Origin of the sequence: Candidatus Pantoea communis (genome assembly GCF_011752685.1) — a bacterium.
Classification (GTDB): Bacteria; Pseudomonadota; Gammaproteobacteria; order Enterobacterales; family Enterobacteriaceae; genus Pantoea; species Pantoea communis.
Map to the genome: position 1 here is coordinate 142,845 of NZ_VWXC01000005.1, position 13,043 is coordinate 155,887.

11 protein-coding genes are annotated in these 13,043 nt (G+C 55.9%); 5 read left to right on the plus strand and 6 right to left on the minus strand.

Annotated features, from left to right (window positions below):
• Positions 1–39: 39 nt before the first annotated feature.
• From F3J37_RS09225 to F3J37_RS09235, 3 genes are read right to left on the minus strand one after another with little or no spacing between them, the layout of a single operon-like run.
• On the minus strand, positions 40–1,014 hold the full coding sequence (locus F3J37_RS09225; protein WP_166933090.1) for a lysylphosphatidylglycerol synthase domain-containing protein: 975 nt from the start codon (positions 1,012–1,014) through the stop codon (positions 40–42).
• Positions 1,014–2,258, minus strand: a complete 1,245-nt coding sequence (clsB, locus tag F3J37_RS09230) for a cardiolipin synthase ClsB (protein WP_166933091.1) — start codon at positions 2,256–2,258, stop codon at positions 1,014–1,016. The genes F3J37_RS09225 and clsB overlap by 1 nt, the downstream gene beginning before the upstream one ends.
• On the minus strand, positions 2,255–3,016 hold the full coding sequence (locus F3J37_RS09235; RefSeq protein ID WP_058961602.1) for an endonuclease/exonuclease/phosphatase family protein: 762 nt from the start codon (positions 3,014–3,016) through the stop codon (positions 2,255–2,257). Before F3J37_RS09235 ends, clsB begins: the two co-directional genes overlap by 4 nt.
• Before the next feature lie 176 nt (positions 3,017–3,192).
• Between F3J37_RS09235 and F3J37_RS09240 the strand changes: the two genes are divergently transcribed.
• From F3J37_RS09240 to dusC, 3 genes are all read left to right on the plus strand, one after another.
• Complete coding sequence (locus F3J37_RS09240; RefSeq protein WP_034821088.1) at positions 3,193–3,585, plus strand: YbhQ family protein; 393 nt, start codon at positions 3,193–3,195, stop codon at positions 3,583–3,585.
• A 298-nt stretch (positions 3,586–3,883) separates the two neighbouring features.
• On the plus strand, positions 3,884–5,290 hold the full coding sequence (gene rhlE / locus F3J37_RS09245; RefSeq protein WP_034821085.1) for an ATP-dependent RNA helicase RhlE: 1,407 nt from the start codon (positions 3,884–3,886) through the stop codon (positions 5,288–5,290).
• Positions 5,291–5,294: 4 nt separating this feature from the next.
• A complete protein-coding gene (gene dusC, locus F3J37_RS09250; protein WP_058961601.1) occupies positions 5,295–6,251 on the plus strand; it encodes a tRNA dihydrouridine(16) synthase DusC in 957 nt (318 codons plus the stop codon).
• Between the two features lie 7 nt (positions 6,252–6,258).
• Here dusC and F3J37_RS09255 read toward each other — a convergent pair whose 3' ends face one another.
• Positions 6,259–7,437 (minus strand): glycosyltransferase family 4 protein, encoded by a 1,179-nt coding sequence (locus F3J37_RS09255; protein ID WP_166933093.1) that lies wholly within the window; start codon positions 7,435–7,437, stop codon positions 6,259–6,261.
• Between the two features lie 493 nt (positions 7,438–7,930).
• Between F3J37_RS09255 and F3J37_RS09260 the strand changes: the two genes are divergently transcribed.
• The gene (locus F3J37_RS09260; RefSeq protein WP_166933094.1) at positions 7,931–9,136 is read left to right on the plus strand and encodes an MFS transporter; all 1,206 of its coding nucleotides are present in this window, start codon (positions 7,931–7,933) and stop codon (positions 9,134–9,136) included.
• On the opposite strand, the gene ppk2 is transcribed toward F3J37_RS09260, so the two are convergent.
• Positions 9,133–10,053, minus strand: coding sequence for a polyphosphate kinase 2 (gene ppk2 / locus F3J37_RS09265; RefSeq protein ID WP_166933096.1), 921 nt, complete (start codon positions 10,051–10,053; stop codon positions 9,133–9,135). The two genes, F3J37_RS09260 and ppk2, sit on opposite strands and share 4 nt — an antisense overlap.
• 12 nt (positions 10,054–10,065) lie before the next feature.
• A complete protein-coding gene (locus F3J37_RS09270) occupies positions 10,066–11,682 on the minus strand; it encodes an inorganic phosphate transporter (RefSeq protein WP_166933098.1) in 1,617 nt (538 codons plus the stop codon).
• Between the two features lie 165 nt (positions 11,683–11,847).
• On the opposite strand from F3J37_RS09270, the gene F3J37_RS09275 reads away from it, so the two are divergent.
• Positions 11,848–12,873 carry a transporter gene (locus tag F3J37_RS09275; RefSeq protein ID WP_034821067.1) on the plus strand — a complete coding sequence of 342 codons (1,026 nt, stop codon included), beginning with the start codon at positions 11,848–11,850 and terminating at the stop codon, positions 12,871–12,873.
• Positions 12,874–13,043 lie beyond the last annotated feature (170 nt).

The window sequence follows — 13,043 nt, forward strand, 5'->3', positions numbered from 1 at the left end:
ATTGATGGCGCCCACCGCGCGCGAGTGATTTCTCCCCGATTATCCCGCGTCTGATTTGGCCATCTTCTGTTCATTCTTCTGCCGCAGATGTTTAGCGCGACTCTCCAGCATCAGATACAACACCAGCGCCAGCAGCAGCGGCAAAATAAAGTACAGCACGCGATAGGCCAGCAGGGCGGCAATGATGGTGCCGTGCGAAACATGCTCGCCAGCCAGCAGCGCCAGAAATACCGCTTCAAGCACCCCGATGCCCGCCGGAATATGAATGATCACCCCCGCAATACTGCTGATCAGTAACACCCCCAGTACCTGCGGATAATCCACCTGACGCGCCAGCAGCAGCCAGATAATGGTGCCCATCACCAGCCAGTTCGCGCTGGAGACGGCAAACTGAATCAGCGCCATGCGCAGCGACGGCAGCTGTAAATGTTGCCCCTTTATCGTCCAGCGACGTTTTTTCGCAAAGGCACAGGCCCACAAATAAATCGCCACCAGCACTAACAGCACGGCACCAATAATGCGCAAAGTATTTTCGCCAATAAACCAGCGCGGCGGAACCGGCACCATGCCGGCGACAAACACCACGCCCGCCAACAGGAGATAGCCCAGCCAGTTGGTGGCAATACTCATGGAAAAGATGCGTGTGATGGTGCCCCCGGGCAGGCCAAGCCGTGAATAGAGGCGATAGCGCATCGCCACGCCGCCAACCCAGGTGCTGAGCGTCAGGTTAAAGGCGTAGCAGATAAACGACACCAGCATCACCTGACGCTTCGCCAGCTTGTGTCCACAGTAGGCGCGACCGATTAAGTCATACACGCCATAGGTGAGATAGCTGACCACCACCAGCGCCGCTGCGCCCAGCACCACATAGCGGTTGTAGCCGACGATCACCTGATATACGTCCTGCCAGTTCACTTTGCGCGCGTAGATCACCAGCAGTACGATCACCGCAATAAAGAACAGCCAGGTGAGGATTTTCTTTGTCCACTGCCAGCGCGAATGTTTTTTGCTCATCAGGGTTTCGCTCCTTCGTTGCCGGTTTCGACCCGATCCTGGGTTTCCATTTCCGGTTGCACCGGGGGATCAACCTGCGCCAGTAAAGGCGTATGCGCGGGCAACCAACCGGCAATGGCCGGGAAGTGACGCAGGAAATGGAACACAATCACACTTTTGGTGAGATGCCACCAGGTGCGCGGCGGCAATTTGTCATCCTGCACACGCACACAATCGTGCTGAAGCAGGGCTTCCAGGTTGTCACGCAGCGTCTGATTGAAAGTGCGATCGTGCACGATGAGATTGGCTTCCAGATTGAGCGATAAACTCAGTGGGTCGAGATTGCTGGAGCCTACCGTGGCCCAGTGCTGATCCTGCACCGCAATCTTGCCGTGCAACGGGCGGCGGCAATATTCGTAGACCTCAACCCCGGCATCCACCAGATAGTTATAGAGCATCTCGGCGCCCACTTTAACAATCGGCATATCCGGTTCACCCTGCACGATCAGCCGTACACGCACGCCACGCTGTGCGGCACTGCGCATTTCACGTAACAGGCGATAGCCAGGGAAGAAATAGGCATTAGCGATGATGACGTCCTGTTTGGCCTTGCGCAGCATATCGAGATAGTGCTGCTCAATGTCGTCGCGATGGTCGTCATTGTCGCGATAAACAAACAACACCTGTGCCTCACCGGGCATCGCATTAACCGCCAGCCGCTGTGAACGTCCTCCCCACCAGCGTCGCGTGGTCTGCTTGCTACCGATGGCCTGCTGTACATAGCGAGCAATATCCAGCACCACCGGCCCCGTCACCTCGACCGCATAATCCTGCTTTGCCTCCGGGCCGTAATCGGTATTGTGCTCTGCAGAGAAGTTGATGCCGCCCACAAAGGCGAGGGCATCATCGACCACCACGATTTTACGATGCAGACGACGGAACACGTTGGTGCGCATGCCCAGCACCAGCGGGCGCGGATCGTAATAGAGAAAACGCACCCCGGCCTCCGTCAGCGTGTTCACAAAGGCGTCGGAGAGATCGTGTGAACCATAGCCATCCACCATCACTTCGACTTTCACGCCACGCTGCGCCGCCGCCAGCAGATCGCTATGCAGTGCGTTGCCGACGTCGTCTTCAAACAGAATAAACGTCTCCAGCAGCAACGAACGCTCGGCACGCTGAATCGCTGCTGAAACGCAGGGGAAGAACTGCTCGCCGTTCTCCAGCAACCGCAACTGATTGCCCTCACGCCAGCTGAAATTCATAGGAAGATCTCCACGGCCAGGGGGGCGTGATCGGAAAGGTGTGACCAGGGTTTGACCGGCAGCGCCCAGGGCTGGCTCACGGTGGCGTTGCGGATATAAATACGATCCAGTCGCAGTAGCGGAAAACGTGCCGGGAAGGTACGTGCCGGGCGGCCGTTTTTCATGCTAAACACTTCCTGCAATCCCGCGCTGCGCTTCAGGAAGCGATTGGCGTGCACTTGCCAGTCGTTGAAATCTCCGGCCACCACCAGCGGCGCATCATGCGGCAGGGCATTGATGCGATCGCTCATCATCTTCATCTGCGCCTGGCGATGCTGTGCTTTAAGCCCTAAATGCACACAGATGACATGCAGCGGATCGGGGCGGTCCGGCAGGCGAATCTGGCAGTGCAACATGCCGCGTTTTTCACTTCCCGCCACAGAAATATCGAGATTTTCATATTCAATAATGGGGAAACGTGACAATATCGCGTTCCCGTGATGTCCCTCGGGATAAACTGCGTTACGGCCATAGGCAAAATCATGCCACATGGTATCGGCCAGATACTCGTAATGAGAGTTTTCCGGCCAGTTCTCAATGTGCAGTGAATGGATAGCGTGGGTGCCCATCACCTCTTGCAGGAAGACAATATCCGCCGAGGTGGCGCGGACTGCGTCACGCAATTCCGGCAGGATAAAGCGACGGTTAAAGCTGGTGAACCCCTTGTGGGTATTGATCGTCAGGACTTTAAATGAAAATCCTTGCGTGTTTTGTGGCATACTTCGACGCGCTCCTTTTCATCATCAACAGCACAAAGTGTAGTCTTTGTCACAAATGGGTGGTGAAGGGCGCAGAAAATTAGGGCGTTATCCGAAATTTGCTTTACATTGAGGAAATCCGTCTGGCCGCAGCCAGATACACTTGGGCGACCTGTTGGGTCTGCCAGGAGAAGAGAATGAAATGGTCTAATCGTGTTCAGATCGTTACCGGTCAAACCTGTTTGCATATTGCGATGCACCTGCTGGTGATCGCCGCGCTGGTTTGGGGCTGGAAACACAAGGCGCTGGTTGAAGTGAGCAGTACCCTGGTAGCAGCTTATGCGGTGGTGTTTATCGCCATGCTGGCTCTGCAGCGTAGTGCCCGTTTGCGTCGCATGGGTGACGCGCTGGAAGAAGTCACAACAACGTACTACTTCGGCGCAGCGATGCTGACGCTGTTCCTGATCTCTCGCTTCATCCACAACAACCTGTTGATCGGTTGCCTGGGCGTGGTGATGTTGGTGGGTCCGGCGCTGGTATCCTTGCTGGCGAAAGAACCCGCGCATCGCGTGGAGAAAAAGCGCAGCTAAGCGAAAGCTCAGTTGCGAACCGAAAGGAGCCGCATGCGGCTCCTTTTTTATGCGCAGCGCAATGACGGGCGCAGAGAGCAACGGCACGACTCGTGCCACGACGGGAAGACTACCAACATCATGTTACAGCGCCGTGACTATTGTCAGTCGCGGTGGCCGCGGAAACCTGCTAAACTCCCGCCCTTACGCATGGTAGTTTGTGCCCTTTTCACACGTGAGCCCAACAGGCTTGCGTCATATACCCCCTGAAAACTACATCGCTGACGGCGAACAGGGCGGTTCGGAGTAATACACCTGCATGTCATTTGACTCTCTCGGCTTAAGTGCCGATATTTTGCGTGCGGTAGCGGAACAAGGCTACCAGGAACCGACGCCGATTCAGCGTCAGGCCATTCCCGTGGTGCTGGCGGGCCGTGACCTGCTGGCGAGCGCCCAAACCGGTACCGGTAAAACCGCCGGTTTCACGCTGCCATTGTTGCAGCGTCTTTCTGCCAATCCGAGCACGGCGCGTGGTCGCCGTCCGGTGCGTGCACTCATCCTCACCCCAACCCGTGAACTGGCGGCGCAGGTGGGCGAGAACGTTCGTGAATACAGTCAGTATCTTAATATCCGCTCACTGGTGGTCTTCGGTGGCGTGAGCATCAACCCGCAGATGATGAAACTGCGCGGGGGTGTGGATGTGCTGGTGGCGACGCCAGGCCGTCTGCTGGATCTGGCGCATCAAAATGCGGTCGATCTGTCACAGGTTGAAATTCTGGTGCTGGATGAAGCGGATCGCATGCTCGATATGGGCTTCATCCACGATATCCGCCGTGTACTGGCGCGTCTGCCGGCGAAACGTCAGAATCTGCTGTTCTCTGCCACCTTCTCGGATGAGATCAAAACCCTGGCGGAAAAACTGCTCACCAACCCGGAGCAGGTTGAAGTGGCGCGTCGTAACACCGCCTCTGAGCAAGTTTCACAGCAGGTGCACTTCGTTGATAAGAAGCGTAAGCGGGAACTGCTGTCGCTGATGATTGGTCGCGACAACTGGCAGCAAGTGCTGGTGTTCACCCGTACCAAACACGGCGCCAACCATCTGGCTGAACAGCTGAACAAAGATGGCATCACCGCAGCGGCAATCCACGGTAACAAAAGCCAGGGCGCGCGTACCCGCGCGTTAGCTGACTTCAAATCCGGTGGCATTCGTGTGCTGGTGGCAACGGATATCGCCGCGCGTGGTCTGGATATCGAAGAATTACCACACGTGGTGAACTACGAGCTGCCAAACGTGGCGGAAGATTACGTCCACCGTATTGGTCGTACCGGCCGTGCTGCGGCAACCGGCGCTGCGCTGTCACTGGTGTGTGTCGATGAACACAAACTGCTGCGTGATATCGAACGCCTGCTGAAGCGTGAAATTCCGCGCATTGAGCTGGAAGGTTTCGAAGTGGACCCTAGCATCAAAGCGGAACCGATCCAGAACGGTCGCCAGCAGCAGGGTCGCGGCCAGGGCCGTGGTCAGGGTGGCCAGGGGCGTGGGCAGGGCGGTAACGTCTCTCGTCCGCACAGCGGCAACGGTCAGCGTCCGCAGGGTGGCAATGGCGCACGTCCACAGGGCGAAGCGCGTCCTGCACGTCGTCAGGGCAGCAGTGCCGCTCAAAACGCGCCAGCCGCCAACAGCGGTCGTCGTCGTCCGGCAGCGAAAAAGAGCGGGAACATCTAACGCGATGAGGGTATTACTGGCGCCGATGGAGGGCGTGCTGGATTCGCTGGTACGCGAACTGCTCTCCGGGGTAAATGATTATGATCTGTGCGTTACTGAGTTTTTACGCGTGGTCGATCAGCTGCTGCCAGTAAAATCCTTCTACCGTTTGTGTCCCGAGCTGCACAACAGCAGCCGAACGGCTTCCGGTACGCGCGTGCGTATGCAGCTACTCGGACAATATCCTGAGTGGCTGGCAGAAAACGCCGCGCGTGCGGTAGAACTCGGCTCCTGGGGCGTCGATCTCAACTGCGGTTGTCCATCAAAACTGGTGAACGGCAGCGGCGGCGGCGCCACCTTACTCAAGGATCCTGAGCTGATTTATCGCGGCGCGAAAGCGATGCGTGAAGCCGTGCCCGATCACCTTCCCGTCACGGTGAAAGTGCGTCTGGGATGGGATTCGGGTGAGCGTCGCTTTGAAATTGCCGACGCAGTGCAGCAGGCCGGGGCCAGCGAACTGGTGGTGCACGGCCGCACCAAAGAAGATGGCTACCGCGCTGAGAGCATCAACTGGCAGGCGATTGGTGAAATTCGCCAGCGTCTATCGATTCCGGTGATCGCCAACGGTGAGATCTGGAGCTGGCAGGATGCGCAAGACTGTCTGCGCATCACCGGTTGCGACGCGGTGATGCTGGGGCGCGGTGCGCTCAACATCCCGAACCTCGGCCGTGTGGTGAAATACAACGAAGCGCCGATGCCGTGGCCGGATGTGGTCGAACTGCTGCTGAAGTACACGCAGTTGGAGAAGCAGGGCGATACCGGCATGTATCACGTCGCCCGCATCAAACAGTGGCTCGGTTATCTGCGTAAAGCCTATAACGAAGCCGATGGGCTGTTCAGTGAGATCCGCACTCTGCGCGTATCTGCTGAGATTGCCACGGCAATTGAGCGCCACGCCCTTCAGTTAACCGCACCGGTTTAACCCTCCCTCATTTAAACGCCGTTGTGTAGTGCATCTGCTTGCTGGCTGAATAGAAGTGAGCAAGTTGCTCGCTGAATTTTCCCGGATCGTGCTGCTCAGCAATTCGCTTCAGTGATTGCGCAGAATATTGCGTGATCACGCCCGGATTACGCAAAATATCAATGATATGCCCCTTAAGCTGTTGCACAATTTGTCGGCGTATCTGCAGTTTGCTCTCCTCAGAATCAACCACATACTCATATTCGTCATTGATCGGCTGCTGAATCAGCCACCCTGTACCGGGTGGATTGATCTCCGGCAAGGCGCGAATGTTGGTGGTGATCACCGGACAGCCACTGGCTTGCATCTCCAGCACCGAGAAGCCGTAAGTATCCTGCCAGCTGGGCAGCAATCCCACGTGCGAATGCTGCAGCAAGGTCAGCACCTGATTGTTGGGCAGGGTGGTGAAATGCTGAATGTGCGGCGAGATTTTGATGAGGTGTTCAATGCGCGCGTAGAACGCCTCATCATCCTGAAAATGTCGGTGGGCGATATTATGCCGTTGCGTGATGTCACCGATTAGCGTCACCTGAATCTGACCGCGAGTGAACACATCCTCTTCAGTTAATTGGGAGATAGCCAGCACCACTTCCGCGCCGCCTTTGCGATAGAACTCATTGCCGATAAAGATGAAACGAATTTCTCCCGGCGAGATCAGACGCGGTTTGACGCACAGCAGCGGCTGCGGCGGATGCAGGACGTGGAGCTTGTGTCTGACGGCGGCTTTGATCGCGGGAAAGGCGTCGAGCAGCTTCAGCTGGATGTTAAGCGTCGATTGCGAGATGGCAATCAACGTCAGGCATTCCGTTCTGGCGATTAATTGCAGTTGCGACTTCAGTTGAGGATTGTCGAACTTCGCCACTCCAGGCACCGGCAGTACGCGCGGGATTTCGGTTTCAAAAGTGGCGATCCAGTTCCTTTTGGTGTCGGCCACTTCGTTGAAGAGGTGAATGACATCCGCATCATGTGGCAACAAGCCGGGGAGCGGGAGAAAAATAAATTGTTTATTTTTATGTAAGATTCTTGCTCTGACGGCATTTAAATAGAAGTAGATATTCTTTTTGCGAAAATCAATATATTTATTGTGTGGGTTGGTGATGATATTTCTTTTTTCAGGATATCCGCTTCCACTGGTGATTATCTTCATAATCTCTCCTGGTCGGTAGGGAACAGAATGAACAGAGGTTAGAGATGGGGTTAATCAGGTGCGAGGGTTCCACGTCATCGTGTAGATTACGCACCGAAAGTAACGATCAAAGTTTGATTGAATAATCTGTAACCTAAAGGCAATCAGGGGCGGGATCTATGTCTTAATGTGAATGATTGCGCGCGCCTCTCTCTGCACTCATTCGACCTGAAGGGATTAACAGTTGGTTTTGCTGCTCTTTTAATGGAATGTTTTTGGTTAATCGTTTTCCGATTATTGTTTTTTTTCAGATTTGTCAGAACAATGCGTAAATGAAATTGAATTAAGTTTGATTATTAATGGAAAGTGAAATTACCGAGGCGACATTTCAATAAAAGCGATAATAGAAATATACAGAATTAAGCCATGACACAGTTCCAGGTAAAGTCAGGTTCAAGCTCAACGCTAATTGCGCTATAGTAGCGTTTCACATTCATTTGTAATGCCATCACTTATGTCTGACGCCGCTGTACTGAGTCATGCTCAGTTAAATAAACGCATCATTTCCGTTATTGTCTTCACCTTCTTCTGCTATCTCTCAGTAGGGCTGCCGCTCGCGGTGCTGCCGGGATTTGTGCATAACCAGCTGGGTTTCAGCTCGTTCATCGCCGGGCTGATCATCAGCCTGCAGTACTTCGCCACGCTGCTCAGTCGTCCGCATTCGGGCCGCCTGGCCGATCGCTATGGCCCGAAACGCGTGGTGATGATGGGATTGGTGTGCTGCGGCATGAGCGGCGTGCTCTCTCTTCTCGCCGCGTTGTTTACCGCAACACCCATGCTGAGTCTGGCGCTTTTAGCGCTGGGTAGGCTGTTTTTGGGCGTGGGAGAAAGCTTTAGCAGTACGGGTTCGACACTGTGGGGAATGAACCTTGTCGGACCGCTGCAGACGGCGCGTGTGATCTCCTGGAATGGCGTTGCCACCTACTTTGCGATGGCGATAGGCGCACCGCTCGGAGTGCTGCTCAATCAAATGTTCGGCATCAGCGGGTTTGCCGGACTCGTGGCGTTGATGGGCGTGATTGGTTTCTGCATGGCGAGTCGTAAGGCGGCGGTCAGCGTCACAGCGGGCGTGCGTATTCCTTTTCATCGCGTGGTCAGCCGCGTCTGGCTGTTCGGGCTGGCTCTGGGCTTCGGCACCATCGGCTTTGGCGTCATCTCGACGTTTATCACGCTCTATTTTGCCAGCCGCGACTGGAGCGGTGCCGCCTTTGCCCTGACTTTGTTCAGCCTGGGCTTTGTGCTGGTGCGACTGGCCGGTGGCCGCTACATCACCCGTTTCGGCGGCTTGAAAGTGTCGTTGGTGTCGTTTGTGCTGGAGTGTGCTGGTCTGCTGTTAATCTGGCAGGCCGACAGCAGCTGGCTGGTGGATATCGGCGCGTTCCTGACCGGCGGTGGTTTCTCGCTGGTGTTCCCGGCGCTGGGTGTGGAAGCGGTAAAACGTGTGCAGCAACAGGATCAGGGATCGGCGTTGGGGACGTATTCGGCGTTTCTCGATTTAGGGCTGGGATTGACGGGTCCGGTGGCGGGGTTGCTGATTGGTCATTGGGGGATGCAGTCAGTGTATCTGGCGGCGGCCCTGATGGTGCTGGGCGCATTTGCCATTACGTTGCGTCTGCAACAGCAGCACGGCCGCCAGGCAGCCGTGCAAACTGTTCATTAATATTTCTCTGGCACCACCATGTTTTCAGGAACTGGCGCGCGGCGATAATCTTCATGACGTTCGCGCGCCGGTAGCATAATGGTTTTGCTCTCGCTCTCTTCGTAGGGCACCTGTTGCAGCAGATGGCTGATGCAGTTCAGACGCGCACGCTTCTTATCCACACCTTGTACCACCCACCATGGCGCTTCAGGAATATGGGTGCGCTCCAGCATCTCTTCTTTCGCTTCGGTGTAATCTTCCCAGCGGCGACGACTTTCGAGATCCATCGGGCTCAATTTCCACTGTTTCAGCGGATCGTGGATGCGGCTCAGGAAGCGCAGCTCCTGCTCTTCATCGGTAATCGAGAACCAGTATTTGATGATCTGAATGCCGCTGCGGGTCAGCATTTTTTCGAATTCCGGCACGCTGCGGTAAAACTCTTCCACTTCGGCTTCGTTACAGAAGCCCATCACGCGCTCAACGCCTGCGCGGTTGTACCAGCTGCGGTCAAACATTACCATTTCACCGGCTGCAGGCAAGTGAGCGATGTAGCGCTGGAAATACCACTGTGTTTTCTCACGATCGTTCGGTGCGGGCAGGGCGGCGACGCGACAGGTGCGCGGGTTTAAACGCTGGGTGATACGCTTGATCACCCCGCCTTTCCCGGCGGCATCACGGCCTTCAAACAAAATCACCACGCGATGTCCGGTACGCATCACCCAATCCTGCAACTTCACCAGCTCGCCCTGCAGATGTAGCAGCTCACGGAAGTAGCGGCGGCGAAAGGCCTTATCGCCTTCCTGCTGTGGCTCACCATTATCATTGAAGCGTAGATCGTCCAGCTCCATTTCCAGCTCTTCGTCGTAGCTGTCGTAAAACTCCTGCAGCAGACGCGCATTAAAGGTCTCGCTGTGGAAGCTATTGTCGTGTGTCGCCATGACTTTTCCCCGTTACAGATGAATAAACAGAGCGTAAAGCAGCCCTGAAAGTAAGACCGAGACCGGCAGCGTCAGTACCCACGCCAGCGCGAGGTTACGAATCGTTGAGAGCTGCAGACCAGATTTGTTGGCGGCCATTGAACCCGCTACGCCTGATGACAGCACGTGCGTAGTGGAGACCGGCAAGCCGAAGACATCCGCTGCGCCGATGGTCGCCATCGCCACCAGCTCCGCACTGGCACCCTGTGCGTAGGTCAGATGGGTTTTGCCGATGCGCTCACCGACGGTGACCACAATGCGGCGCCAGCCCACCATGGTGCCGAGGCCAAGGGCAATTGCGACCACCACTTTCACCCACATCGGGATGAAGCGCGTGGCGGCATCCAGCTCTTTCTTCACCGCAGTAAGATTGCTGGCAATCTCTTCCGGCAGCGCGACTTTGGCCGATTGCAGATGTTTGATGGTTTCGGAGGCAAGATACATATCGTTACGGGTGTTGGTCACTGCCCGGGCAGGGATATTTTCCACCGCACCATAACGGCGGATCTGATCGCCGATATCGCCCAGCATCATGCCAAGGGCAGGGAGTACCTGAGGGCGATTCTGGCTGGTGCGCACAAACTCGGTCAGTACTTCACGCGGTGCGGGCATTGCAGCCGGTGCCGGTTGCAGCGTTAGCAGTTGCTGTTCAGTGACCTGAGTTAACGCGGCCACGCGCGGGATTTGATCCGGCGGCAGCGAACGGTTCAGGGCGTAGGCAATCGGCATGGTGCCGACCAGAATCAGCATGATGAGGCCCATGCCCTTCTGACCGTCGTTTGAACCGTGGGCAAATGAGACACCGGTACAGGTCAGGATCAGCAGGCCGCGAATCCATGCCGGTGGAGGCTGATTGCCCTTTGGTGCTTCATACAGCTGGCGGTTGCGGATAAAGGCCTTCATCGCCAGCAGCAGGAGCGCCGCACAGATAAAGCCGACAATCGGCGACAGCAGCAGGGCGTAACCCACTTTGATCGCCTGATCCCAATCCACACCGCTGGTACCACTACGACCATGCAGCAGGGCATTCGCCACGCCCACGCCGATGATCGAACCGATCAGCGTATGCGAAGAGGAGGCTGGCAGGCCGAAATACCAGGTGCCGAGGTTCCAGATGATGGCCGAGAACAGCAGCGCATACACCATGGCGAAGCCGTTGCCGCTGCCTGCCTGCAGAATCAGCTCCACCGGCAGCAGCGAGATAATGCCAAACGCCACCACGCCGCTGGAGAGCAACACGCCGAGGAAGTTGCAGAAGCCAGACCACACCACGGCCACACCCGGCGACAGCGAATGGGTATAAATCACGGTGGCGACAGCATTGGCGGTATCGTGGAAGCCGTTAACAAACTCAAAGCCGAGCGCAATCACTAAAGCCACGCCCAGCAGCAGGAACGGCGTATAGCTGGTGACAGGCGCGCCGGTCTCCTCCACGTCATTAAACAGGTTGATGGCGGTGAACAACAGGCCGCCGCATAGCAGGATCAGGAAGATGATGCGTGAGATTTTTCCGTTGCCCGGGTTAAGATTCGGGCGTCCGTTTTGGGACGATGATGTTGATGTAGATGCAGGTAAACTGTTTTCAGCCATAACACACCCCGGTGTGGATTGACGATGCTCGATTGGCATCCGTTACCCGCAGTGTGATACGTGGTTTGTATGACAGAATGATGATCGCGATCACGCTCTGTCATCTTGCTGTAACACGGCTGTCGCAGTCTGTGGATCTGACCGCTTCGGGATCCTCACGCTGCCATGCTCCAGCCTGTCTTGCCGCTTGCCTCATTGCCGGACTTCAATAATGAAGTGGCCGGACTTATCCATGGGTATCTGTTCACGCCGGAAGCACCGCCACAGCGGCTCAACGCGCGTGAAGCTTCGCAGCTCGCGCAGCAAAATTTGCCGGAATCCTATTTTCTTTGGCTACACATCAACCTGAATCATGCCCGTGCCGAGCGCTGGGTTCAGGACCACTTTAGTGTAGACGATGATTTTTTCGATGAGATCCATTCTGCTTCACCGCGCACACGTTTGGCCCATCAAAACGATGCGCTGCTGGCGGTGCTCAATGATGTGACGTTCAGCAAAGAAGAGCGCAGCACACAGAACGCGACGTTGTGGATTTGGTGCTGTGCGCACACCATTGTCACCGCGCGTTATCGCCCGGTGGGAATGATTGAACGCATGCATCAGCAAATTGATCGTCTCCCGTTCGCCGAGCCGGATGCGATGCTGTTGTGGTTGCTGGGTGAGCAGGAAGCGCAATTAGAGCAAGTGGTGCGTCGCTCCAGTCAGGCGGTGGATGCCATTGAAGAGCGTTTGCTCAGTGCAGCGATTAAAACCAACCGCAGTGAGTTGGGCCATTTGCGCCGTATGCTACTGCGTGTGCAGCGTTTGCTGGCACCGGAACCCGCCGCGCTATTTCGTTTGTTAAATCGGCCACCAAAGTGGCTTAAGCGCGAACCGTTAAGTGAATTGCGCATCTTTACGGAAGAGTTCAGCGTGGCATTGAATGACCTGGCGGGACTGATGGAACGCATTCGCTTGTTGCAGGAAGAGATTGCCGCGAGTTTGATGGAGCAGAGTAACCGCACGCTGTTTTTACTGACGGTGATCACCGTGCTGGCGCTGCCGATTAACATCATTGCCGGCTTTTTCGGTATGAACGTGGGCGGGATTCCGCTGGCAAATAATCCGCACGGTTTCTTACTGTTGGTGATTGTGGTGCTGGTGTTTACCCTGGTGGCGGGCTGGCTGGCGCTGAGACGGCGGCGGGAATGATGCCCAGGCATCCAGGCGCGCATCAAGGGACTACCGGGCACACAGGTAACAGATCAGAACGACCACATAAGTCACAATTTTGTGGTCAGTCGATTCGGGTAATACGTTTTTGCGCCCATAAAAAAACCAGCCGCAATGGGCTGGCTTTTTACTGTATGGCGAGTCAGCGA